This window comes from Salinarchaeum laminariae, from assembly GCF_023204835.1.
Taxonomy (GTDB): domain Archaea; phylum Halobacteriota; class Halobacteria; order Halobacteriales; family Salinarchaeaceae; genus Salinarchaeum; species Salinarchaeum laminariae.
Genome location: NZ_CP096270.1, coordinates 1,135,965 through 1,159,780, shown reverse-complemented (window position 1 = coordinate 1,159,780; position 23,816 = coordinate 1,135,965). Strand labels below are relative to the sequence as shown.

The window sequence follows — 23,816 nt, the reverse complement described above, 5'->3', positions numbered from 1 at the left end:
TCGAGCGGAGACCCTGCTCACGCCGCCCCACCGGGCCACCGGTGCTGGGGTCGATCCGAGTGAAATGTCCGGTCAAGCCACTGGTGAGATCGGTGATTCCAGCGTACCATAGCTCGGTGCTCGGGTTCGATTGTCGCGCACACCTAACGAGGGTGCTCAGTACCGATAGCGAGACACTGTACACTGGATCCACTGACTTACGTCGTTCGATCGACGAGTCGTTGTGGAATCCGTAATGACTTCCCCAGCGCTCTCAGCCTCGATTAACAGTGGCATCCGCTCCAGTATATCTGTCCTCGATGAGGAGGAAACGCTCACTCAACCACTTTCCATTACATATCTACTTTTGTAACGGATTGGTGTCCCCCCTCAGAATAACTGTAATATCGCACTTCATCTGCGAAGAGATTCAGGTCTAATGAATGGAGGCCCTGATAACGAGACCTGTGAAGTGCATTCACTGAGTTGGCGTGTTTGATCGACGGTTCGCTGTCGAGTGCTCGCTGCCCGCGGACGTGACTGTAGGAGGCCCTTGAGACAGTCAACCAGCGCCGAGCGCTGGCTCGGCTGCCGTTCTAAGGCTCGTGATATCATCCAAGATGCATTGTGAGAATCCGGAGCAACGTCTCGGCGATAGTTCGCTCGGAGTAATTGCGATCGCAGCTCAGATCAGTTCTTGCGAGGGAAGTCAGATCGAGCCTCGATACGTTGTAGAAGACCTTCCATCGCTTTAGCCTCTCAATGTAACAGTGCCCATGCACGGGGCCATCCGGTTCGGTGAAACCAGTGTCCACACACGTCGATTGCTCAGAGTCCGGTCGCGGTGCGGTGGGTCTGGAAGCCGTACAACACACTAAAATACCCGGCAGGTGATCCTTAGGTATGGTAGGAAGAGCAGCGTTCGATTACAGCGGCGAGTCTGCGATCGTGACCGGATCGACGAAAGGAATCGGTCGCGGGATCGCTGAATCGCTCGCAGCGGCGGGGGCAGACGTAGCGATAAACGCCCGGACGCCGGCCGACGTCAAGGAGACGGTCGCGGAGCTCGACGCCGAGTACGACGGGACGTTCGTCGCTGCACCGGGAGACATCAGCGATCTTGACGCCGTTGAGAAAATCGTCGAGACGGCGGTCGATGCGTTCGACCAGGTCGATCTACTGGTCAACAACGCCGCCGTGTGGCCGAGGGAGGAGTCGCTGTTAGAGGCGTCGCTTGACGAGTGGGAGGCAGCAGTCAACGTCAACGTCCGATCGCAGTTTTACCTCTCCAAACTCGTTGCCGAACACATGCTCGCAAACGACATCCAGGGTAACGTCATCAACATGACGAGTCAGACAGGCGACCGACGGAGCGGTCCGCGAGGGCTCTACGGGCTCTCGAACACTGCGGTCAACGGTCTCACCTGGCGGATGGCGTACGACTACGCACTCGAGGGGATCCGGGTGAACGCGATATCGACCGACGCCGCGCGGAGCTATCAGCTCCGTTACGAGGCCGAACAGGTGGCCGATGGTGACCCTGACCGCACCGCCGACGACGTGCTCGACGAGATGGGGGAACAACGCCCCATCGGACGGCTCGGTCGGCCGGACGATATCGGCAACGCAGTCCTATATCTCGCCAGTGATGCAGCTTCGTACGTCGTCGGGACGATCCTCCGCGTCAGCGGTGGCGGAAACCTCCAGGGCGGGTAAACTCGTCGTACAGAACGTATTTCCCGGTCGGTGGTGAAAATTGTGTATGCGATTCGTCGACACGCATACTCACGTCTGGGGTGAAGACACGGACGAACTGCCTTGGCAGGCAGAGATGCTTCCTCCCGAGTGGGAGGGATCCTACACCCACACCGACCTCGTCGCCGATATGGATGCGCTCGGCATCGACGAGAGCGTCATCGTAACGACGCCGCTGTACGGTCGTGGGCGCCGCGCCAACGAATACACGATGCGTTCAATCGAAGCCCACCACAACCGGCTGTACGGTGTCGGGCTCGTTGACTTTTACGCCGACGACGTACGGGCAACCGTCCAGCGGGCGGTCGGTCACGACCGGATGCTCGGCGTCCGAATGCACGCACCGTTCTCCTATGCCGAAATCCCGACAGATCTGGATCCGGACGCGGACTGGATCGCCGACCCAGCGCTCGACCCCGTGTGGGACGAACTCGGCCGCCAGGACGCCGCGATGTTCGTCTTTCCGAAGGCACGACAGCTGTCGCTGGTCGCCGACCTGGCCGAGCGACATCCCACCGTTCCGATCGTCGTCGACCACATGGGCTGGCCTGACGAGGGGACTGCACCCGACGAGTCGCCCTGGACCGACTTCGAGCGCGTCGCCGGCCGTGAAAACACCTACGTCAAGCTGAGTTCGCTGCCCCGATCGTCCGACGAACCGTGGCCGTACTCGGACCTGCATGGGTACGTGCGGCGGCTCCTCGAGTGGTTCGGCCCGGAGCGACTGATGCTCGGTTCGGACTATCCCTGGATGGACAACTGGGGCAGCTACGAGGAGTGTCTTTCCTGGCTCGAAACGACCGAGTTCGTCTCGGCGCGCGACGTCGCGTATCTCTCCCACCGGACCTTCGATTCTCTCCACGGGTGACGTGGCCGTCGTGACAGTTATCAGAAGGGGCAGCGCTCACCAGTGCAGTATCCTCGAATGCACGCGGCCACCTCGTCGTTCGTCGGAACTCGCCCCGATGACGGTACGCCCACGACACGCGTGTTATCGGTGGCTTGCGCCGGAACGAGTCCCACAGACGACCGTTGCGTACCGGGATCTCGTAGATAGACGGTTCCCCAACGTATATGTGAGCAACTGCCGATTTGCGTACTATGCAGGTAGATCCGATAGCCCCAGGCGAAGGCGCCCCCGAGTTCGAACTCCCCGGTGTAACTGGCGAGGGCTTCGCAACGCTCGATTTCGAAACGTACACCCTCGAGAACTTCGACGCCGCTGCCCTGGTCGTCGTGTTCACGTGTAACCACTGCCCGACCGCCCAAGCCTATCAAGACCGAATCAAGGCCATTCAAGCAGAATACGACGACGCGGATGTCGTTGCGATCAACTCGAACAATACCATCGAGGAACACGCTGGCGACAACGAGTACTATCCGACGGATTCCATCGAGCATATGAACGCTCGGTCGGAGATCGAGGAGTTCAATTTCCCCTATCTGAGAGACGAGTCCCAGGCGGTCGCAAAGGCCTATGGCGCACAATGTACACCCCACACGTTTGTCTTCGACGAGAATCGCGAGCTGGTCTACGAAGGGGCTATTGACGACGATCGAGAGGGAGAGAACGTGACTGAACGATACGTTCGAGGTGCTCTCGATGCCATCCAGTCCAACGAGGACTATCCCACAGATACTGTCTCCCCGATGGGCTGTTCCACGAAGTGGAAAGCGACGCACGAACTGGTCTGAAGTGGCCGAATGGCGTCGTTCGAAAGATCAGAGATCTCTCGTGACTGATCGGGAGCTTCGCTTCCGGGAGGTCGGCGGAATCCTCGCTTTCGGCCGGGTCGAGAGAGAACTCGCTCTCTTGGTCGCCGGCGAGTCGCGGGAGGCAAGCGTTCGAGTGCTTTCTACCGCCGCAGTGTCCAGGTATGCCCCAGTGTGAACGCTAACTAACCATCCGCGATCCCGGCCGCACGCCAACACTTATGCGCCACAGCGGGGAAACTTCAGACATGTCCGCGGACAAATCGGACGACCTGGAACGGATCGTTACGGTACAACGCCTGAAGTCCGACGCTGTCGACGACTACGTCGCGGCCCACGACGACGTTCCTGACTCCGTCGTCGAAGCGATGGAGGACGGCGGCGTCGCGGAGTACGAACTCTACGTCGACGGGGACATCGCCATCGGTATCATGGAGGTCGAGGACCTGGAAGCGTTCGAAGACGTCTACGGGAGCGACCCTGACAACCAGAAATGGGAGGAGCGCGTCGGGGAGTTTAAGCAGTCCGGCGTCGACCCCGACGAGATGGAAATGCCCGTCATGGAGCGAATCTGGTCGCTCGGCGACGAGTGCGAGTGAGTCCGCTCCTGCGCCGAGTCACCAGGAGGTGATGCAGACGTCCCGCAGGGGACGATCGAGCGGGACCGACACCTGTCCGGTGGTGTAGTGAGAGACGTACAGACCGGCGATAATCTCGAGCGACCGGATCGCCTCTCGCCCGGTCGAGTGGTTCTCTACCGCCCCGTCGAGGAGCGCCTCGACGTGGTCGGCGGCGTTCGCGAAGGCGTTCTTGTAGTCGTCCTCCCAGGTCCACGCCCCCTCGATACCGGGGAGTGGGCGCTCGACGTGTTCGCCGTCCTCGAGCGCCCAGTAGCGCCACTCGCCGTCGTCGTTGTTGAGGTACAGTTTCCCCTCAGTCCCGACGATATTGAACGTCATCGAGGAGATGTCTCGAGGGATCGTACAGTCGATGGTGACGAACGTCTCGTCGTCCATGACGACGAATCCGCCGCCGCCGGCATCGTCGACCGTCTCGTCGGCGTCAAGTCCGTCGACGACTTCGTTTTCGCCCGTGATGTGACCCGCGATGTATTCGGCGCGAGCGTCGAGCAGATACACGAGCGTGTCGAGCAGGTGCGTAGAGTTGCGCAGCAGTTCCATCCGGAACTGGGTCGACACGGACCGCACGTCACCGATGAGGTCCTCCTCGTCGACGAGTCGCTGGAGCTTCTGAAGTTTGTCTGTAAACCGGAACGAGTGGTTGACCAACAGTTCGGTTCCGGTCTGGTCACAGACCTCGACCATTTCCTCGGCAGTGCTCACCTGCGAGGCGATCGGTTTCTCACACCAGATCACGTCGGGCGCCGCGGCCGACTGTGCAGCGTCGACGACGTGGTCATGATGGAGAAACGACGGCGTACACACGGAAACGACGTCGAGGTTCTCCGCTTCGAGCATTGCCTCGTGACCGACGTACCGTCTGTCCTCGGGGATCTCCCAGGCGCTCCCGAACTGCTCTAACTTTTCTTCGTCGACATCGGCCACGGCGACCAGTTCGATGTCCTCTGTTGCCTCGTAGCCACCGGCGTGGCTGGCCCGTATCTTCTCGCGGCCGATCTTCTCCTCATCGTGCATCCCGAAGATGCCCATGCCGGCGATACCTCCAGTTCCGATGATCCCTGCTTTGTAGCTCATTGTAGTATGTCGTGGTGGGTTCGCTTTTGCTGGGTTGTTCGTGTCAATTACTCGTAGACGTGGACGCTACCGGTGGCGTTGTCCTGAATGTAGTCCCAATCGTATTCGACGCCAAGACCCGGGCCGTCGGGGACGGCGACGTGGCCGTCGGCGTCGATGCTGTCGAGCTGGTCGTCGTAATCGCCGGCGTAGATCGGCGGCGTCGTGTTCGGCGCATCCGGATGGACCAGCGCCATCTCGTAGTAGTTGGTGTTACGCGTCGCGGCGATGCAGTGGCGTTGGGCGGGCCCGGGTGCGTGGAACTCGACGTCCAGGCCGTGGCCTTCTGCGACGCGGACGCGTTTCATCGCGCCAGTGATGCCGCCGTCGTACTCGGGATCGGCGCGCACGAAGTCGGTGGATTCGGCGTCGACGAAGTCCGTGAACGATTCCAGTCCGCGGACGTGCTCGGACTGGAGGAGCGGCGTGGAGAGTTTCTGGCGGAGTTTGCGGTGTGCGTGCTGGGAGACACCGCCGTCGCGATACGGATCCTCGTACCAGAAAAAGTCCTGTTCGTCGAGTGCGCGCCCGAGTTTGAGCGCGTCACCAAACGTCTCGAGTTCGCAGGCGGGGTCGTGCATCAGGTCCATCTCCTCGCCGACGCGCTCGCCGACAGCGTTGACTGCCGCGATCTCTCGCTCGAGGTCTCTGGAGCCTTCGCTACCGCCCCAGCCGTGGATCTTGAACGCGGGATAGCCCAGCTCCTGGCACTCTACGGCGAACTCCGCGAAGTCCTCGGGCGTTTCAAGTCCACCGTTCTCGTCGCCGTGGTACGTCGACGCGTAGGCTGGGAAACGCTCGCGGTACGTCCCCAGGAGTTCGTGGATGGCGGCGTCGTGGTACTTGCCGGCGAAGTCCCACAGCGCGATGTCGATAGGCCCGATACCCATCCGGTCGTACTTGCGTAGTGCCCGTTTGATCTCGGACCAGCAGCGCTCCCGGTCGAGAGGGTTCTTCCCGATGAGGTAGTCGGCGAACATGTTGATCTGGGCTGCGCTCGGGGAGTTGCCGCCGACGTACTCGCCGGTGATGCCCGTATCCGTGTGGATCTGCAGCGCGAATAGTTTGCGCTCAACGGACTCGCCCGGCGCGTACACCAGGTTGAACCCGTGCTGGTCCGTTCCGAGATCTTCGACCAGATAGGAGAATTCGATACTCTCGATACGCGTGATTTCCGGCGCCATATGCTATTCGTTTTTATCCGCCGTTATAAAATACTGTCGTCAGCCTTCCGATCGGCACCATCCGAATGCCTCTTTCGTTGATACGTCCGGTGAATCGGGCGTGCGAGTCCCGTGGCCGCACGGATCGGATACGACGCGGCAGCCTGGCACGGGATTGCGTCTCGGCGGTAGCAGTCGGGTCAGTCCGCACGGGGGTTTTCGACGTCGGACAGCCGAACGGCGTACGCGTGGTCGGTGGCGGGTCGTTCGGGGATCGAGAGCGAGAGTTCGTCGTTCGACAGCGTCGCGTCGACCGGCACCTCTCCATCGGTAGTCAGTAGTGTGGCCTCAGGGGCTGCTGAGAGGTCGACGTGTTCCGGAACGGAAAGCGACAGTCCGTCGTCCGGCCACGCGAGCGCAACGGCGAACAGGTCGTCGTCGCGGTGCGTGTACCGGACCTCGACGTCGGCGGCGTCGTCCTCGGCGACGGCCCAGGGGCGGGTGCCAAAGATCGCCGCGCCGTTCGCGTCGAGCCATCCGCCGAGCGCCCGAAGGCGGTCACGCTGGACCTCGGGAATGGTCCCGTCGGGCTTCGGGCCGACGTTCAGGAGCAGGTTCCCGTTCTTGGAGACGATGTCGACGAACGAGTGGACGAGTTCCTCGCCAGTGAGGTGGTCGGCCTCGTCTTCGGCCTCGTTGTACCCGAACGAGTGGCCGATCCCCCGGCAAGCCTCCCACTTCTCGTCGCGGATTTCGTCGAATGAGGTGTACTCCGGCGTGACGAAGTCGCCGTGAAACTCGCCGTCGTCGTTTTCCTCGATGTCGAGCGTTGGCCCAACTGCGTCGGTGGACGCGCGGTCGTTGACGGCGACCTCCCGGTCCCACTCCTCGGCGGTGTTGTAGTAGTCAGCGACGAGTCTCTTCGCCTCGAGGTGGTCGGCCTCGGCTTTCGGGACGTCGAACCAGAGCAGGTCCGGTTCGTACTCGCGGATTAGTTCCCGGTGTTTTGCGTTCATGAAGTCGACGTACTCCGAACCGGGCGTCGTATCCTCGTCGTCGGCTCTGTCACCGTGGAAGTCGGGATGGCCGAATTGCCCCTCGAACCCGGGCTGGTAGTAGTTGAGGTTCGCGTGATACGAGGCCGCAAAGCGAAGGTCCCGATCTCGCACCGATTCACAGAGGTCCCCGACGAGGTCACGTTCCGGACCGCGTTCGACCGCGTTGTGTTTCGTGTAGTGACTCCCCCAGAGCGGGAATCCGTCGTGGTGTTCGCCGGTCAAGACGACGTAGTTCGCTCCGACATCTGCGAACAGGTCCGACCACTCGTCGGGATCCCAGTTTTCCGCAGTGAACTCGTCGATGAAGTCGGCGTACTCCACGGTCTCGCCGTAGTGGTCGCGGTGGTACTCCTGTGTCAGCGAGCCATCTTCGTACATGTAGTAGGGGTACCACTCGGCGTACGGCGACTCGTCATCCTCGCCGATGTCGGCCTCGGACGGTGCCCAGGCCGGGACCGAATAGACGCCCCAGTGGATGAAGATGCCCAGTTTCGCGTCGTGGAACCACTCCGGCGTCTCGTGACCGTCTAAGGACTCCCAGGTCGGCTGATAGCTCGACATGAGTCGAATACGTCTCTATGCACTCAAATAATTTTCTTTGGTGCCGTGCCCGTAGCGCAGGGGCGACGCCGTTCGCCGCCGGGGGACTCCAGCTCGCCACTCGAAATCTCTCCGTGGTCGCGAAGCGGCAATAGCTGGTGCTGGGTCGAGAGAGACCGTCCATCCGTCCGTCAGTCCGCACTCGAACCTCGGTGCCGGCCTAAAGATATATTTGCCAGGATTGAGCGCAGTCTACCATGAGTTCGATGGAGGGCACGCTATGACGGCTCGGGAGGAATTCGGCGACGCGGTCGACGTCGACTGGGACGTTCGCTACAGGGAGACGCCCGAGCGGGATTTGCGACTGGACTACTACCGCCCCGACAGCGATCCAGCGGCGGGTCTCCTGTTCATCCACGGCGGCGGCTGGCAGGGCGGCGACCGCGACCAGTTCGCCCGGCAAGCAGCGGCGTTATCTACGGCTGGCTACGCCTGTGCAACGATCGACTACCGACTGAGCGACGAGGCAACGTATCCGGCTGCCGTTGCGGACGTCGCGGCCGCGGTCGACTGGCTGTACGACCGTGGGATCGACCGGGTCGCGGTCCTCGGCGGGTCCGCTGGCGGTCACCTCGCTGCACTGGTCGCGTTGGCGCCGGATATCGTCGACGCGGCTCCAGTCGATGCCATGGTGCTGTTCAATCCGGTGCTCGACATGGCGCCCGACGGCCACAATCCCATCCGGGATGGCTGCCAAGCATTCCTCGGAACCGACTCCCAGACCGACCCCGAACTGTACGAGCGAGCGTCGCCGATCAGCTACGTCGGTGCCGAGGCCGACCGGGAACCGACCACTCCGGGAAGCGAACCGCCACCTGCGCTGGTCTGTCACGGTACCGACGACGATATCGCGCCATTCGAGAGCAGCGAGCGGTTCTGTGCGGCCATCCAGGAATCCGGGGGCCGCGCCGATCTCTTCGCCGCGCCCGGTGCCGAACACGCCTACTTCAACACCACGCCCTGGTACGAGCTGACGTTCTCCGAGACGGCAGGGTTTCTGCAGGCGGTCTGCCCGCCGTGACCTGGCAAGACGTTACCGAAGACGGCGCGACAGTTCTCCAGCGAAAGGCGGCGCCGACCGCGAAGGGATAGCGGATCAGTTCGCCGTCGGGACGCCCGGTTCGTAGCCAGCATCTTCGTAGTCAGCGACGGCGTCCGACCCGTACCCAAGTTCGGCCCGACGCGCACGGAACCGTTCGACTGCATCGCTGTATTCGGGATCGTCGACCACGTTGGTCGTCTCGCCGGGATCGGCATCCAGATCGAACAGGACAGCTGGATCGTCCGGGAAGTGGAGATACTTCAGGCCGCCGCGCTTGATCATACACCGTTGGTCCTCAGCCGAGACCACCTCGTCGTTCCACCGCTCGCTGTCGCCTTCGAGTAGCGGAACGAGACTCCGGCTGTCGAGGGTGTGATCCGCGGGGAGCGGGACGTCGGCCAGGTCACACAACGTCGCGAACAGATCACAGAGACTGACGTTTTGCTCGACAGTCCCCGGTTCGAACCGTTCCGGCCAGCGGATCACCAGCGGGACGCCGGCACTGGCTTCGAAGTGGTGACCCTTCTCCCAGATCCCATGCTGTCCGAGCATTTCGCCATGATCCGACGTGTAGACGACGATCCACTCCGAGAGGTCCTCGCCGACGCGTTCGAGCGCATCGAGCACGCGGCCAAAGCACTCGTCGACTGTCTCGATCATTCCGTAGTAGGCCGCGGTCGCGCGGCGGACGTCACGAGGGCTGACAGCCCCTGGACGGTCGTCAACGCGACGTTCGTCGTCATCGCGTACGTGGACGCGGCGGCGGCTGAGTCCGTCGTGGTCGAACGCCTCCTCGTCGACGTAGGGGTCGACTCTGTCGAGGTAGTATTCGAACTTCTCCTGCGTGGTGAGGTAGGGGTAGTGGGGCTGAGTTAGGCTCACTTTCAACATGAGCGGCCGGTCGTGCTGCTCCCGATCGTAGTGTGGGTCGAGAAACCGGTCGACGAGGAAGTCACAGGCGCCACGAGTCCGGTACTCGTCGATGCGGCTCTTCCAGCCCGCGTCGGGATGGCCGACACCCGCTCGCCGGACTTCGCGGGCATCCGACCACTTCACTCGCTTCGGTTCTGGGCCGTCCGCGGTGGCCTCTTCCACGCGTTCGACGTTGCACCCTCCCGAACGGCCGATCAACTGAGTCCACCCCTGTGCCTTGTCCTCGCCGGTGTGGTGGAGTTTCCCCGCGGCGACGGTGTCGTAGCCGTACTGCGCGAACCGTCGGGCGAAGGTCATCGACTGCGGATCGAGATCGTCGCCGTAGGACTCACACCCACTCGTCCGCGGGAGCTGTCCCGTCATCAGACACTGACGGGCCGGCATGCACCGCGGAGCAGGCGTGTAGGCGTTCTCGAAGACGACCCCGGTCTCGGCGAGTCGGTCGAGCGTCGGAGTTCGAACGACGTCGTCGCCAGCGTATCCGAGTACGTCGGACCGGTGTTCGTCGTCCATCAGGAACAGAACGTTCGGTCGGTCAGACATTGGTCACACGTGAGCAGACAGTGGAATAGTCCTTTGGATCGGTTCGGGGGTCGAGTGCAGGTAACGTTCACACTGGGTCGTACCTGAGCAGCACGGCGATAGAAAGCTCTCGTCCGCTGGCCTCGCCCTTTCAGTTTGCCAGAAGACTGCGTCTCCTGGCCGCCAGAAAATCCTCGAAATGAGCAGACCGCCTGGACGACGGTCGTGTGGCCGACTCTCGCTCGTATCTCCGCGTTCGAACAGCGACATCGCCTGTACGGGAGATCTCACCGTCGAGTCTGCGGAGGGTATCGCGTCCGTTTCTGACCACGATGATTTAAGTTGCATCCACACGATGCGAGAGTAGTGCTAGAAGACAGGCCCCAGTACGAGAATCGCGAACTGCTGTACGAAAATCCACTCCGATCCGAAGAGGACACCGAGGACTTCGTCATCGAGGGCGAGGGGCACGCGTCCTACCCACGAGACCGACTGCGCCTCGAGAGCAACTACGGCTACCCCAGCGACGAGGATGTCTACGGACACTTCCTCTACTGGTGTCCAGAGACGTTCCCGGACGAGATCGCGATCTCGTGGGACTTTTACCCCATCCGCGAACCTGGACTGGCGATGTTCTGGTTCGCCGCCCGCGGCCTGAACGGGGAACACGTCCTCGACGACAGCCTGGACGACCGACACGGACGATACGGTGAGGACTACGGCGACAGCGACATCGACGCGCTTCACACCTCCTACTTCCGTCGGAACGACGACGTTATGACGTCGAACATGGAGGGAGAGCAGGTCGGCTATCTCGAACAGGAGTTCCAGACGGTCAACCTCCGCAAGAGCAAGGGACTCAACCCAGTGATGTGGGGCGGCGACCCGATCCCGTGCGTCGATCAGGCCGAACCCCCGTATCGGATTCGCGTCGTCAAGTACGGCCCCGACGTCGTCTTCTCGGTCGAAGGACTCGAAGTGTACCGCTGGACCGACGACGGAGAGACACACGGCCCGATCCTCGGCGAGGGAAGTATCGGATTCCGCCAGATGGCGCCGCTGATCGCGGAGTACACCGATCTCGAAGTCCACAGCGTCGAAAAGGTCGACTGACTCGACGGGGATCGGACACCAGACGGATCGACGCCGAACTCGTCTCCCTCTCGAGGGATCCGACCCCGGCTTCGGCGGAGGAATCGTACGCGAGTGTAACTCACCGACGCTCGCTGCAGGTGTAGATCCGAAGACCGGCGGCCCGTTCCGAGCGATTCGATACCCGTTTCGCCGAACCTCACGATCCACGAGCTATCGCTCAAACGAGATCGAATGAGGGCGATACGCGGTGCAACCCACCGAACTAGCCGTTCAGAACGGCTCTCCGGGGCGAAAGGAGTAAGCCACGGACTCGACTACGCGGTCGTATGACGATCGACGCGTTGGCAATCGGCGACGACGAGTTCGACTTCCACGAGTTCGCGGCGGTCGGCCCTGTCCTCTCGGACGTCTTCGACGGCGTCGCAGAACTCGATCAGACGACCGACCGCGACGCGGTCTTCGATCTCGACGCGTACGACGTGTTCGTCGACTACACGACGAAGGCCGACTGGACCGAGGACCAGCTCGCTGAGCTCACCGCCTTCGTCGCCAGCGGGTGCGGCTACGTCGGGATTCACTGCGCGATAGTCGTCGATTCGTTCGTCGAGAAGCCGTGTGACGAACTGGCGTCGATGGTCGGCGGCCGGTTCGTCACACACCCCGAGATGACGGCGTTCGACGTCGAGATCGTGGACCGTACCCATCCCGTGACGGCCGACGTCGAATCCTTCCGGACCTACGACGAACCGTATCACCTCGACTGGGACGAGGACCGTGTCCGCGTTCTCGCGGCGTTCGAACACGAGGCAATGGGGACGATGCCAGCCGCCTGGGTACGGTCCAAAGGCGACGGGCGGGTGTTCTACTGTTCGCTCGGGCACGACGCAGGGGCGCTCGAAACCGACGGCGTCCGTCGACTTCTCCGAAACGGTCTCGCGTGGGCATCGGGAGACCAGTGACCGACACGAGACAGCCCTCCGTCGCAGAGGCTGTCGACGGCTCCTCTCGATGAACCGAGGCCCCGGCCAGTGCTGTGACGGTCCGATTGCGTCGGACGCCGCGCTGGCCCAGCACTGTCCGAGACGAGCGTGCGGAAGTTCCGCAGTTCCCGATGTCGGCCTCTGACTCCGGGGCCTTCCCACAGACTCACGCCAGTTCGTCGGCGTCCCACTCGTCGAGTGGTCGCGGTTCCGGAACTTCCGGCGGAGACTGCTCGCCCGGAAGCGGGACGAACTCGACGGCGATGCGGTCGTGACCACCCCGACGCGGCCGGTGGACGGTCAGTTTCTGGACTCCGTCGTGGCTGGCCTGTTCTGGGTCCGGCGACTCCGGAAGCGGTTCGGCATCTCGAACGGTGAACTCGGCGTCGTCGGGGGCGAGAAGTCTGGCCTGGAGCCGTTCCCCGTCGCGTTGGAGCATCGCTGTTCGACCGTTCGACTCCACCTCGGCGCGAGTGTGCATGAACCAGTAGGTCTCGGCTTCGAGCGCCGGGCGCGTGCCGAACACGAGCTCGTCCTGGACGAGTGCGCGCGAACGACCGTGCGTGAGCGCGATACCGCGCTCGATCGACTGGACCGAGGTCGACCACGAGTCGGCCGCGTAGGCGCTGGAGAGATCCATGCGCGTGAACGCCCCACCGTCGGTCTGGTCCGAAGCAACGATTCTGCCGCTCGCGTGACGCGCCTGGCTCGGCATTCCACCGTGGTGTTTGTAGTTCTCGGGGGAGACGCTGTGCAGGACGGTGAGCGTATTGTGGCCCTCGGGTCGGTTCTCGTAGTAGTCCCAGCGATCTCGATAGAAGTCGTACCAGTGGTCGCCACCAGCAGGCGGGCGCCGCGACGGCGTTCCGAGGTCGGTCGCCCAGCGAGTTCCCAGCGCGTCGAGACAGAACGACCCCACGTCCATCTGTGCGTGGCCCGCCGTTGGCGAGACGCCGACGAGTCCGATCCAGAGCGTCGAATCGTCGAGGTCCCAGTTGGAACGGTGAGTCGCTATCGGGGCCTCCCGATCCACGTAATCACGGTCGAACGAAGCGGCGCTGACGTAGTCGGGATCGTACCAGAGGATCTGGAGGACGCCACGGTCGTTGAACCCGCCCATCACGCCCGTCTCCGAACGATTGTCCGGTGCGATTCGGTTGCCCTTGCCGACGACCCATCGCTGGAACTCGCCGAGACCTGGCTCGTCGAACTGCTTCGCGAGCCAGTGGAGTTGCGGGGCGTTGATCGTCCCCTGGCTCGACGACCCGTAGTTCAACACGCCGGCCGGGCCGGTGATTGCAGGTGGAAAGTCTCCGTAGTGGCGCACTTTCGGATGATCCAAGAGACCGTGTACGTGCCCCAGCGCATTGTACGTCGACGCCAGATAGAAGGTGAGATATCGTGACGCGTAGCCCCAGTACGTCGGGCCTTCGGGGTAGGCACCTCGATCACCGTAGTCCTCGATTGGATTCTCGCCTTCGGAGTGGTTCCCGCCGAGCATCGAATTACGGGTCATTCGGATCGTCTCCCGCGCTATCGAATCCACAGACGGGTCCCCGAGGACGGCGAGCGCGCCGTTTACGATACCGCCGTTGACGACGGCCGTCCAGTTGCCACCGCCGTTGAACGGTTCGTCCATCGGGGCCAGTCCGTTCTCGACGATGGCGTCGCGGATCGTCGTCCGCTGGTCGTCGGACCAGTAGTCGTAGAGCCAGTCGTACGCAATCGCCATGCCCTGCGTTGCTTCGGCGGTGCCGAGGTCTGGATTCTGTGGATGTGCGACCCACCGGGACTTTCCTGCCAGTTCTTGGCACGCGGTCCAGAGCGTCTCGGCGTACCGGTCCTCGCCCGTCATCCGGTATGCATACGCCAACATCGCGATCCGGCTGGTGTTCGTCCGGAAGCGATCGAGCCCGTCGCGTTCGAGCGCCTCGTAGTCGACGTCGGTCAGCGGGTTCGCATCGTCAACCGTCGAAAGCTGGTCGGTGAGTTGGTCGTGCCACGAACCGACGTACTCGTCGGTCTCAAGCAGCTGCTCGGCCCTGTCGAAGTCTTCCTGCGTGACGAGAATCCGGGGACGCGTGAGATCGACGGCCCCCTCAATGGATCTGGTAGGTTGAATGGCCATAGGGAATCAGCTACACTCGAATCAATAAACGATTGGGTATCGGACACCGTCTGCGTCACTCGCCCGCCAGTCCGACGGACGCCAGCTAGAGGGACAGTCGATCATCCACGTTGACGGATCCCGCGACGCCGACGACCGAACGATCTGGGCAGGAAGTACAGCACGCGCGAGGGAGTTGGTGAATCGGAGAACGCAACCGTGAATCGATGCGCTTCAGGACGACTGGATCGGCTCTACCTGGATTTCGAAGCGGATCCGGGAGTCGCCGTCGACGGACGGTGAGAATCTGGCCCGCCAGACGTCCTTGTCGTTGACAGCGCCGGAGAGACGCTCGATTTCGTCGAGCGTTCCTCCCTCACCCGAGACGACTGCACGGCCGCTGTCTCCAGTCACGACGAGGTCGCCGTCTTCGGTGTCCATCTCGTGGAACGACACCAGCACCGAGTCGAACGCGCCGTCGTCCGACCGTCCAAAGGCTACGTCGTCGCTGACGGTCAGACGGCCCGGATCCCCGCGATGCAGAGTGATTCGTCGGCGGACGGAGTCGGCGCCCGCCGTCGACGGATAACAGTCCGCGAGTTCGTACTCGATGGACTCTCGATCAGCAGCGCTGTGCACTTCGGTGACCGCTGCTTCGTGCTCGCGTTGGAGTGTCGCTTCAGCGTTCGGGTCACCGAGATTTCTCGCGATCGAACCGGCCACCTGTTCGCTCCCGTCGACGTACGGCACGGAGTGGCCGAGTGACCGCGCAGCGAGGTACTCATAGCGCTGCGGTGAGAAGTACTCGTCGTCGTATCTGGCCGAGCCGAGGTCGGTGAGCAGCGACTCGCCGCGGTAGTGGACGACGAAGCTTCCGCAGTCGTTGTGGTTGTGGCTCTCGTTGTTGTGACCGCCTTTCGCGGCGACGGTGAGACTCTGCGGGGCCGACGGGTCGTCCCTGGCGACCCACCAGTCGTGGCCGTCGAAGAAGTACTGACGTGGCGGAGCGGCAGACGAACGCTCAGCCGGGACGTCGAGACACCATTGCAGCGTCCGAAGTACCGACGGGAACAGCGGAGTCGGAACTGCATCGATCCCCTCCTCGTTTAGATTGCGCCGGCCACGCGAGACGAGACCGGGAAGTTCGAGACGCGTCCCGAGCCAGCAGGCCGCGTGGGGCGAGACTGCCCCGTCTTCGCTGGCGTCGGAAAACGGAGGGAAGCGACCGGGACTTAGTTCGACCCTGTCCGGAAACTTCGCTACTTCGCGAACGACAGGCGGCGTGGTCAGCGAGTACTCGCCCCCAGTGTGTGCAGAGAGTGCCCCGGCAGCCTCGACGTAGTTGCGCACTCCGAAGTCCCAGTAGCCGACACCTTCAGCGGTACAGCCATCGGGGTCGAAATTGGACAGGTAGCGTCCGAACGCCTGGACGGCCTTGTGTACGATTCGGGCCAACCGTTCGGGGTCCTCCTCGAACACGAGCGCGGCGGTTAGCACGCCGTTGGCACAGACGGCCGTCCAGTTGTTGATCGGCGGTTCGAGCCAGTGGAGGTCGTCCCGAACGAGGAACGGCCGGAAGACTCGTCGGTCGATCGAACGGCGAACGTGGGCTTCGAGTGCCGGGTGGAGTTCGTCGCCGAGGACGTGGACGACGTCGGCGAGTACTTTCGCCGTCTTGGCTACCCCGAGGTCGATCGAGTTCGACTCCGGGGGCCCTGCTCGCGGGAACCCCTCGTGGTTCACTTCGGTGTGGCCCTCGTTCGTGAGGTGGAACGGGCGGATCCACGTGGGCTCTGCACAAATTTCCCACGCGTAATCGAGGATCGCCTCCATTCGTTCACCGTCTCGCTCGAAACACTCGGCGAGGGCGAGCAGGGACAGGCGCTGGCGCCGCTCGCTCCCGCGATACTCCCCACTGACGTTCGTTCGGGTCGCTGAAAGATACCCGGTGGCGGTCGCATTGCTAAAATCGTCGGGGATGTCGCGGGCTCGGCCCACGACAGCGTCGACCAGCTGTTCACCGATCGGGTTCGTCTGTACCTCCTCGTACCAGGGGTCGTCGTGCGGGGGAAGTGGGTACTCCCCGGACGCGTCGCGGAACGCCCGCGTGAGTTCCTCGACGCTCCACTCGCCGGGCTGGTACTGGTGATCGAAGTCCGCAAGCATACTACCTCGTCTCGAATCCGCCCGTATAAACCCACGTGTACGTCGGCCTGTACTCGAGAGTGAGAGAAAACGAGGTGGCGACGAGTGCGTATGCCGAGTCCTTCCCCTCGGCTCTGCGTCGCCTCGTCGACAGTGGCTCCTCGAACTCCGCTACCTCGCCGCCGTTTCGAGTGGGACGGCGTCTGCTACCCGCTTGGACCCGATCGCCCGCCCCGCTTTGTCACAGCGACGGGAGCGATCGATCGTCGATCGGTTCGACTACTTGGACGGGCCGATCGCGTTCAGATTCTCAGCACGTTCCCACTGCTGGACGTATCCGTTGTGCGAGCCATGGAAACGACTGTAGCGAGGAGTATTTACAACGAACGGTAGAAGAGCAGGGTATGATTTCGAACAGAGACCAACTCGAGACGAGCGCCGAGCGCGAACTCGCACTCGACTGTATCGAAGCGGCGATCGATGCGGCCGCACCGGAGAACGCGGCTCGATCGGGGATCGACCGCGAGGGAGACTCCCTTCACATTGGCGGGACGCCGTACGACCTCGACGCTTACGAGACAGTACTCGTCGTTGGAGGCGGCAAGGCCGCAGGCGGCGTCACCCGAGTCCTCGAATCGATCCTCGGGGATCGGATCACCGACGGATTCGTCGTTACCAAACAGCCCACGGAGACCGAGCACGTCCGCACCGCCGTCGGCGACCATCCACTGCCCAGCGACCGGAACGTTACGGCGACCGCAGAGCTACTGGAACTCGTCCGTGCGGCCGGAGAGGAGACGCTCATCCTGTTCGTACTGACCGGTGGTGCGAGCGCGCTGCTCACAGCCCCGGCAGGCGAGTTGACGCGTGCGGATCTACACGAGACGACTGAGCTCCTCCTGGAGGGTGGCGTCCCCATCGGCGAGATCAACGCAGTCCGGAAACACCTGTCGGCGAGCAAGGGCGGGCAGATCGTTCGCGAAGCAACGCCAGCCACCGTGGTCGGCCTCCTCCTCTCCGACGTCGTTGGTAATGACCTCTCGACGATCGGGAGCGGCCCGACGGTACCCGACGATACGACCTACGCCGACGCACTCGCAGTGTTCGATCAGCACGACCTCGACCCGCCGCAAACAGTCTTGACACACCTCGAGTCGGGGGGAAACGGCGCACTGCCAGAGACGCCATTCCACGACGACCCAGCGTTCGAGCACGCGCAAAATACGCTTCTGGGCGACAACACGGTTGCACTCGACGCCGCACGAGACGTTGCCGCCACAGCCGGATACGAGCCGTTGATCCTCACCTCACGGCTGCGCGGCGAGGCCAGTGAGGCCGCGAAGCCGCTGGTCGCAATCGCCGAGGAAGCTGTCGTGATGGAGACGCCGGTCGAACCGCCTGCAGTGTTGTTGGCAGGCGGGGAAACCACCGTCTCTATTGCAGGGGACGGCGGCAGCGGCGGGCCGAATCAAGAGTTCGCCCTCTCGTCGGCGCTCGAGCAAGCAGACGGCGTCACCGTCGCCGCTGTCGACTCTGACGGCGAGGACGGCGACTCCGACGCTGCTGGAGCGATCACCGACGGGACGACCGTCGACGGAGAGGTTGAACGTGCGCAGGCGCATCTCGATTCGAACGACGCCGGCACCTATCTCTCCGAAATCGGCGCGACGATAGAAACTGGACCGACTGGGACGAACGTCAACGACGTCGTTGTGTTGGTCGCCGCCGAGTCAGAGGCCTAACGGGCACCGAATCGCCGCATCCGTTACTCGCCGACCACAGCGTTCGTGAGCGTTCCGATTCCTTCGATCTCGGCTTCGGTCGTCTGACCCGGTTCGAGCACGTCGACTGGGTCGCGGAAGATACCGACACCGCCAGGCGTACCGGTCGAGATAACGTCGCCGGCCTCGAGCGTCATCGACTGACTGATGTAGGAGACGAGTTCGTCGACGTCGAAGATGAACTGGTCGGTGTTCGAGGACTGCTTGACCTCGCCGTCGACGCGCATCTCGACGTCGACGCTGTTCGGGTCGAACTCCTCGTCGGCGACCAGCGTCGGACCCATCGGTGCGAACGTGTCGTAGCTCTTCCCGCGGAAGAACTGGCCATCAGTGTCCTGGGCTGTTCGACCGCTAACGTCGTTGATTACCGTGTACCCGGCGATGTAGTCTGCGGCGTCCGCCTCGGAGACGTCCTTACAGCGCGTCCCGATGACGACGCCGAGTTCGACCTCGTAATCGACCAATTCCTCGCCGTCAGGATCCGGGTGAACGATGGGATCGCCAGGGTTAGTGACGGACGTCGCGGCCTTCCCGAACAGCATCGGTCGCTCGGGAATTTCCTCGTCTTGCTCTTCGGCGTGATCTCGGTAGTTGAGGCCACAGCAGATGATTTTGCCCGGCTGGGGGACTGGGGCAAGCAACGAAATCGAATCGCCGTCGATCTGCGGCAGCGAGTCGTGCTCAATGAGCGTTTCCAACTTTGATCGATAGCGAGGGGACGATAGCTCGGCGAAACTCGGCTCTCCCTCCGGGAGGGACGAGAGTGCGTGGATGGTCGATCCGCGCTTCACACCCCACGAAGGGCCGGATCCGTCGGTATATCGAACGAATTGCATCACTTCAATAAGTGGTATTCCCTGCCTTAACTCTTGAGAAAGAGTCTACCGGGACTAAACGGATCCACTGCGACAGACACGTTTATCCCGTAACTGCCCTATCGATATGATATGCCATCGGAACAGTCCGAGAGTGCAGCAAACCACCTCTCGGTTCCGGAGGAAACGATACTCGATGCGTGTGACGACCCCCCATCGCCCGAGCTGGGGATCATTGAGCAAGTCTGGGACACCGATCCGATCCCATCCGAAGAGACCAGCGAAAGCGCGGCGCGCTCCGTCCGGGAGCTGTCGTTCAATGACGTCCCCGAGGGCGGTGAAGTCGCCCTGGGGGTCGGTAGCCGAGGCATCGCAAACCTCCCATCAATCGTAGCAGGGGTTGTCGAAGCGGTGTCGGACGCCGGATACGATCCGTTCGTCTTCCCGGCGATGGGGAGTCACGGCGGTGCGACGGGTGAAGGACAGAAGGAGATGCTGAACGAACTCGGGGTAACCGAAGACGCCATTGGCTGTGAGATCCGTTCGAGCATGGACGTCGTCGAGGTCGGACGGACGCCGGATAAGGACGTCCCGGTCGTCGCCGACGCCAACGCGGTCGGAGCCGACGCTATCGTACCGATCAATCGCGTCAAACCTCACACGGACTTCGGCGGTACCGTCGAGAGCGGACTCTCGAAGATGCTCGTCATCGGGATGGGCAAGCAACGCGGCGCAAAAATAGCCCACAAGTGGGCGGTGGACTGGTCGTTCCGGCGAATGATCCCGGAGATCACCGACCAACTCCTCGAGGCGCTGCCGATCGTCGGCGGGGTTGCCATCGTCGAAGACCAGTACGACGACACGGCGCTCGTCGAGGGTGTCCCCCCGAGTGGTTTTCTAGACCGAGAGGCGGAGCTACTGGAAACTGCATACGACATCATGCCGACACTTCCCTTCGAGGAGCTTGACCTCGTCGTATTCGACCGGCAGGGAAAGGAGATTAGCGGCCAGGGTATCGACACGAACGTCATCGGCAGGCGGGTGTTCTCGATCAATGAGCCCGCCCCCGAGAATCCCGACATCAAGCGGATCTACACGCGCGGATTGACCGAAAAAACTCACGGCAACGGGATGGGTGTCGGCTCTGCTGACGTGATCCACGAAGACATCGTCGCCGAACTGGACGCCGAGACGACACTGATCAACGCACTCACCGCAAGCACGATTCGCGGTGTTCGGCTACCGCCGGTCGTCGAAACCGACCGCGCCGGCGTCGTTGCTGCGCTGTCAACGATCGGCGTCGTCGATCCCGAGACCGTGCGCATGATACGGGCGGCAGACACGATGCATCTCAACCGACTGTACGCCTCACCGGCGCTAGTGGAGGAAGCCCGTAATCGGGACGACCTCCGTGTCGTCGAGGAGCCGTCGCCGGTCGAGTACGACGATGGGGAGTTTGTGGCTCCACCACTACTGAAATAACGTCGTCCCCAGCACCGCTCTTAGGAGTTTTCGCCGTCTCCGCGGTATCTGTGCCGTATCACCGACGCGCTTCTGTTGGAGACTGGTGATACAGCGGCGTGGGGGCTACCGGGCAGAACCGCACATTGATACCGCGTCAGTGGCATCCGACATGCCAACTCTGGGGAGTTACGGCGCCATTGCTGTACGGATTGGGCCAGTATGTTCGGCAAGAAGCCCGGCACGGTCGCTGCACACTCGAAGGCCACCTTCGCAGGCGATTTTTCGTTCGAAGGGTCCTGTAAACAACGGCGTAGTGAGAAAGCAACGGATAGCGAGTCCGTTACGACGTTTGCGTTGGAGTATCTTCCGAGAGCGGCTCGCTGTTCCAGTACTCGTGGTTCTCGTCCAAGAGGTAGCAGGCGGCCTGGTGATCTGTGCCATCGTCTGCCGAAATGAGTTCAGGATTCGTGTCCTTGCAGGCTTCTCGAGCTTCGGGACAGCGCGTATGGAACCGGCAGCCACTCGGCGGGTCAATCGGATCGGGGATGTCCACCGATCGCAGTGGAAGCTCGTTGTCGCTGGTCGAATTGAGGTCCGGTGTCGCCCACCGGAGTGCCTTCGTGTATGGGTGCTGAGGATTGTGGATAATCTGCTCGGGTGGGCCAATCTCGACGATCTGACCGAGGTACATGACGGCGATACGGCCCCCAGCCTTTTGCGCGAGGTAGCGGGCGTTCGAGATGTCGTGGCTGATGAACACGTAGGAGGTGTTGAACGCATCCTGAAGTTCCAGAAACAGATCCATCATTTCTACGCGCAAAGAAACGTCGAGCGCGCTGATCGCCTCGTCAGCAAGAATCAGGTCAGGGTTCATGAGCAGCGCTCGGACGAGCGCGACACGCTGGGTCTCGCCGCCGCTGAGCTGATGGGGGTAACGCGCCGCGTAATCGTCCGGCGGCGTCATTCCGACAGTTTCCAGCATCCCGTAGATATGGTTCTGTCGCTCCTCCTGCGAGAGGTTTGGCCGGTGCTTCTTGAGCGGAATCGAGAGGCTAGAGATCACCTTCTTGTTAGGATTGATCGAGCTCCCAGGATCCTGGTGGATGATTTGAAGCGACCGACGAATCTCCTTGAACGGGATATCGACGTCGCCTTTCCAGTCCTTGGCGTCCCACATATCCTGCCCCCGATACTTGATACTCCCTGCGGTGGGGCGCTCTAGACCAATAATGGACTTGCCCAGTGTGGTCTTACCACAGCCAGACTCCCCTACAAGGGCGATGACGTCATTCTCCTCGATTTCGAACGATACGCCGTCAACGGCCCGAACCGTGTCAGGTTCCTCGAACAGATCGAGCATCCCTGTCTCTTCCTCGAAGTGGATCGATACATCGTCGACCGAGATGATTGGTTCAGAACTCATTGTCTGCTACCTCGTTGGTACTGCCCATATTTTCAGAGGTCGATTCCGCCGTCGGTTCCATCGGCGACGCCGCGTCGTCCTCAGTGAGCAGATGGTTAAGTGGAATCGCCTCGACGGACTCTTCCCAGTGGTGGCACGCAACGGCATGATTGCTGCTCATGCTGTAGTATTGTGGATCCTGTTCGATGCACTCCTCCGTCGCCAGGGGACACCGCGGGTGGTAGGAACAGCCGCTCGGGACGGCCACGGGGTCCGGCGCTGATCCATCGATCGGTTGCATCTCGTCAGGCGGCGCATTCAGGTTCGGTGTCGCGTTCAACAGCGCGCGAGTATACGGATGGCCTGCCTCATCGATGAGTTCGTCGGTTGGCCCGGCCTCAACGAAGTCGAATGCATACAGTACGGCGACCCGGTTACATAGCTCAGCAACCAAGGGAAGGTCGTGAGTGATGAACAGAAGCGTGAGATTGTACTTCTCTTTCAGGTCCATCAGGAGATTGATGATGGACTGCTGCATGAGCAGGTCCAGCGCTGCAGTCGGTTCGTCCATCACGAGCACGCGGGGTTCCAGCACGAGACTGAGTGCGATCAGTGCTCTTTGTCGCATGCCACCACTCAGTTCGTGGGGGTACGCATCAAGGACGCGCTCGGGTTCGAGGTAGAGATCGGACAGCAGTTCGTGGGCACGCTCGATCCCTTCCCCGATATCGTAGTCGTGGGCCTTCAGTGTCTCCTTAAAGTGCCCACGTATCTGCATCGTCGGGTTAAACGAACTCATCGCGCCCTGGAAGACCATCGATATGTCCTCCCAGCGGAGTTGTTTGAGTTCTTCCGGTGAAACGTTCAGCAAATCAACCGACTCATCCGTTGACGGATGGTATGTAATATCGCCGGACAGTTGGCCAGGATCGACGACGGCGTCGAGAAGCGCAGAAGCAAACATCGATTTGCCGCTCCCGCTTTCGCCGACGACGCCCAACACCTCCTGTCGCTGGATGTCGATTGAAACGGAATCGAGTACTCGAGATTCGCCACGCTCCATGTCGAAACTGACGGTGGTATCACGGATTTCGAGGATCGGATCGGATACTGCACCACCTACTGGGTCGGATTCACGCTCTAGGGGCATAATCTCACTATATGCCTCCTCGTCCTTCACCGATATATTACTTTTGCTGTTTAACACCAACACAGCACGGGTTTCCTCGTCCGGAAGGGTTGGTTGTCAACCGAAATATTCCTCGACGAAGCGATCGGCATCGAATGATCGGATCGTTGCACCGCTTAGACGGTCAGCAACGATAGACGCGTCTAAGATCGTACAGCCGTGTTTGGGCCGTACGTCTGGCAGCAACTCGGCAGTCAGGTCACCGAGGGCTTCAGAAGGGAAACAGGTGCTCGGTAGCGTCAAACTGGTCCTCCGGCCCGGGGCTGCAGTCTGGGGACGAAGGAGATTTTGATAGGCCCCGACGAGCTCGGTGATGTTC

18 protein-coding genes are annotated in these 23,816 nt (G+C 62.0%); 9 read left to right on the top strand and 9 right to left on the bottom strand.

All coding sequences use genetic code 11. The annotated features are described in order from the left end of the window. Positions 1-882 precede the first annotated feature (882 nt). The 4 genes from MXF70_RS05295 to MXF70_RS05280 all read left to right on the top strand — a co-directional run bounded on the left by MXF70_RS05295 (position 883) and on the right by MXF70_RS05280 (position 4,046). Positions 883-1,695 (top strand): SDR family NAD(P)-dependent oxidoreductase, encoded by an 813-nt coding sequence (locus tag MXF70_RS05295; RefSeq protein ID WP_248517965.1) that lies wholly within the window; start codon positions 883-885, stop codon positions 1,693-1,695. Between the two features lie 46 nt (positions 1,696-1,741). Further along, positions 1,742-2,602, top strand: coding sequence for an amidohydrolase family protein (locus MXF70_RS05290; protein WP_248517964.1), 861 nt, complete (start codon positions 1,742-1,744; stop codon positions 2,600-2,602). Between the two features lie 233 nt (positions 2,603-2,835). Beyond that, the gene (locus MXF70_RS05285; protein ID WP_248517963.1) at positions 2,836-3,429 is read left to right on the top strand and encodes a thioredoxin family protein; all 594 of its coding nucleotides are present in this window, start codon (positions 2,836-2,838) and stop codon (positions 3,427-3,429) included. A 266-nt stretch (positions 3,430-3,695) separates the two neighbouring features. Next, positions 3,696-4,046: an L-rhamnose mutarotase gene (locus tag MXF70_RS05280; protein ID WP_248517962.1), complete on the top strand. Its 351-nt coding sequence runs from the start codon at positions 3,696-3,698 to the stop codon at positions 4,044-4,046. 18 nt (positions 4,047-4,064) lie between these two features. On the opposite strand, the gene MXF70_RS05275 is transcribed toward MXF70_RS05280, so the two are convergent. The 3 genes from MXF70_RS05275 to MXF70_RS05265 all read right to left on the bottom strand — a co-directional run bounded on the left by MXF70_RS05275 (position 4,065) and on the right by MXF70_RS05265 (position 7,983). After that, positions 4,065-5,162, bottom strand: a complete 1,098-nt coding sequence (locus MXF70_RS05275) for a Gfo/Idh/MocA family protein (protein ID WP_248517961.1) — start codon at positions 5,160-5,162, stop codon at positions 4,065-4,067. A 47-nt stretch (positions 5,163-5,209) separates the two neighbouring features. Continuing rightward, a complete protein-coding gene (locus MXF70_RS05270; protein WP_248517960.1) occupies positions 5,210-6,385 on the bottom strand; it encodes an enolase C-terminal domain-like protein in 1,176 nt (391 codons plus the stop codon). Between the two features lie 179 nt (positions 6,386-6,564). Continuing rightward, the gene (locus MXF70_RS05265; protein WP_248517959.1) at positions 6,565-7,983 is read right to left on the bottom strand and encodes an alpha-L-fucosidase; all 1,419 of its coding nucleotides are present in this window, start codon (positions 7,981-7,983) and stop codon (positions 6,565-6,567) included. Positions 7,984-8,242: 259 nt separating this feature from the next. Here MXF70_RS05265 and MXF70_RS05260 point away from each other — a divergent pair, with 259 nt between their 5' ends. Then, positions 8,243-9,043: an alpha/beta hydrolase gene (locus tag MXF70_RS05260; protein WP_248517958.1), complete on the top strand. Its 801-nt coding sequence runs from the start codon at positions 8,243-8,245 to the stop codon at positions 9,041-9,043. 75 nt (positions 9,044-9,118) lie between these two features. Here MXF70_RS05260 and MXF70_RS05255 read toward each other — a convergent pair whose 3' ends face one another. Next, positions 9,119-10,540 carry a sulfatase-like hydrolase/transferase gene (locus tag MXF70_RS05255; RefSeq protein WP_248517957.1) on the bottom strand — a complete coding sequence of 474 codons (1,422 nt, stop codon included), beginning with the start codon at positions 10,538-10,540 and terminating at the stop codon, positions 9,119-9,121. A 345-nt stretch (positions 10,541-10,885) separates the two neighbouring features. On the opposite strand from MXF70_RS05255, the gene MXF70_RS05250 reads away from it, so the two are divergent. Further along, the gene (locus tag MXF70_RS05250; protein ID WP_248517956.1) at positions 10,886-11,632 is read left to right on the top strand and encodes a DUF1961 family protein; all 747 of its coding nucleotides are present in this window, start codon (positions 10,886-10,888) and stop codon (positions 11,630-11,632) included. 308 nt (positions 11,633-11,940) lie between these two features. Beyond that, the gene (locus MXF70_RS05245) at positions 11,941-12,573 is read left to right on the top strand and encodes a ThuA domain-containing protein (protein WP_248517955.1); all 633 of its coding nucleotides are present in this window, start codon (positions 11,941-11,943) and stop codon (positions 12,571-12,573) included. 187 nt (positions 12,574-12,760) lie between these two features. Here the strand turns inward: MXF70_RS05245 and MXF70_RS05240 are convergent, their stop codons facing one another. Both MXF70_RS05240 and MXF70_RS05235 read right to left on the bottom strand, forming a co-directional pair. Then, positions 12,761-14,722: a heparinase II/III domain-containing protein gene (locus MXF70_RS05240; protein ID WP_248517954.1), complete on the bottom strand. Its 1,962-nt coding sequence runs from the start codon at positions 14,720-14,722 to the stop codon at positions 12,761-12,763. A gap of 213 nt (positions 14,723-14,935) precedes the next feature. After that, positions 14,936-16,867, bottom strand: coding sequence for a heparinase II/III domain-containing protein (locus MXF70_RS05235; protein ID WP_248517953.1), 1,932 nt, complete (start codon positions 16,865-16,867; stop codon positions 14,936-14,938). A gap of 383 nt (positions 16,868-17,250) precedes the next feature. Here MXF70_RS05235 and MXF70_RS05230 point away from each other — a divergent pair, with 383 nt between their 5' ends. Then, on the top strand, positions 17,251-18,588 hold the full coding sequence (locus tag MXF70_RS05230; RefSeq protein WP_248517952.1) for a glycerate kinase type-2 family protein: 1,338 nt from the start codon (positions 17,251-17,253) through the stop codon (positions 18,586-18,588). A 23-nt stretch (positions 18,589-18,611) separates the two neighbouring features. Here the strand turns inward: MXF70_RS05230 and MXF70_RS05225 are convergent, their stop codons facing one another. After that, entirely contained in the window at positions 18,612-19,463 is an 852-nt protein-coding gene (locus tag MXF70_RS05225) for a fumarylacetoacetate hydrolase family protein (protein ID WP_248517951.1), read from the bottom strand. A 111-nt stretch (positions 19,464-19,574) separates the two neighbouring features. Between MXF70_RS05225 and MXF70_RS05220 the strand changes: the two genes are divergently transcribed. Then, complete coding sequence (locus tag MXF70_RS05220; RefSeq protein ID WP_248517950.1) at positions 19,575-20,924, top strand: nickel pincer cofactor-dependent isomerase, group 22; 1,350 nt, start codon at positions 19,575-19,577, stop codon at positions 20,922-20,924. A 322-nt stretch (positions 20,925-21,246) separates the two neighbouring features. Here MXF70_RS05220 and MXF70_RS15235 read toward each other — a convergent pair whose 3' ends face one another. Both MXF70_RS15235 and MXF70_RS15230 read right to left on the bottom strand, forming a co-directional pair. Next, positions 21,247-22,329 carry an ABC transporter ATP-binding protein gene (locus tag MXF70_RS15235; RefSeq protein ID WP_259370401.1) on the bottom strand — a complete coding sequence of 361 codons (1,083 nt, stop codon included), beginning with the start codon at positions 22,327-22,329 and terminating at the stop codon, positions 21,247-21,249. Next, positions 22,319-23,488 carry an ABC transporter ATP-binding protein gene (locus tag MXF70_RS15230; RefSeq protein WP_259370400.1) on the bottom strand — a complete coding sequence of 390 codons (1,170 nt, stop codon included), beginning with the start codon at positions 23,486-23,488 and terminating at the stop codon, positions 22,319-22,321. Before MXF70_RS15230 ends, MXF70_RS15235 begins: the two co-directional genes overlap by 11 nt. Between the last annotated feature and the right edge of the window lie 328 nt (positions 23,489-23,816).

Bases quoted from the DNA above. Each gene is read 5' to 3' on its own strand.
- MXF70_RS05260 (WP_248517958.1), top strand. From the start codon at position 8,243: ATGACGGCTCGGGAGGAATTCGGCGACGCGGTCGACGTCGACTGGGAC.
- MXF70_RS05240 (WP_248517954.1), bottom strand. From the start codon at position 14,722: ATGGCCATTCAACCTACCAGATCCATTGAGGGGGCCGTCGATCTCACG.
- MXF70_RS15235 (WP_259370401.1), bottom strand. From the start codon at position 22,329: ATGAGTTCTGAACCAATCATCTCGGTCGACGATGTATCGATCCACTTC.
- MXF70_RS05235 (WP_248517953.1), bottom strand. From the start codon at position 16,867: ATGCTTGCGGACTTCGATCACCAGTACCAGCCCGGCGAGTGGAGCGTC.
- MXF70_RS05270 (WP_248517960.1), bottom strand. From the start codon at position 6,385: ATGGCGCCGGAAATCACGCGTATCGAGAGTATCGAATTCTCCTATCTG.
- MXF70_RS05245 (WP_248517955.1), top strand. From the start codon at position 11,941: ATGACGATCGACGCGTTGGCAATCGGCGACGACGAGTTCGACTTCCAC.
- MXF70_RS05225 (WP_248517951.1), bottom strand. From the start codon at position 19,463: ATGCAATTCGTTCGATATACCGACGGATCCGGCCCTTCGTGGGGTGTG.
- MXF70_RS05290 (WP_248517964.1), top strand. From the start codon at position 1,742: ATGCGATTCGTCGACACGCATACTCACGTCTGGGGTGAAGACACGGAC.
- MXF70_RS05285 (WP_248517963.1), top strand. From the start codon at position 2,836: ATGCAGGTAGATCCGATAGCCCCAGGCGAAGGCGCCCCCGAGTTCGAA.
- MXF70_RS05275 (WP_248517961.1), bottom strand. From the start codon at position 5,162: ATGAGCTACAAAGCAGGGATCATCGGAACTGGAGGTATCGCCGGCATG.
- MXF70_RS05295 (WP_248517965.1), top strand. From the start codon at position 883: ATGGTAGGAAGAGCAGCGTTCGATTACAGCGGCGAGTCTGCGATCGTG.
- MXF70_RS05230 (WP_248517952.1), top strand. From the start codon at position 17,251: ATGATTTCGAACAGAGACCAACTCGAGACGAGCGCCGAGCGCGAACTC.
- MXF70_RS05220 (WP_248517950.1), top strand. From the start codon at position 19,575: ATGCCATCGGAACAGTCCGAGAGTGCAGCAAACCACCTCTCGGTTCCG.
- MXF70_RS05265 (WP_248517959.1), bottom strand. From the start codon at position 7,983: ATGTCGAGCTATCAGCCGACCTGGGAGTCCTTAGACGGTCACGAGACG.
- MXF70_RS05255 (WP_248517957.1), bottom strand. From the start codon at position 10,540: ATGTCTGACCGACCGAACGTTCTGTTCCTGATGGACGACGAACACCGG.
- MXF70_RS05280 (WP_248517962.1), top strand. From the start codon at position 3,696: ATGTCCGCGGACAAATCGGACGACCTGGAACGGATCGTTACGGTACAA.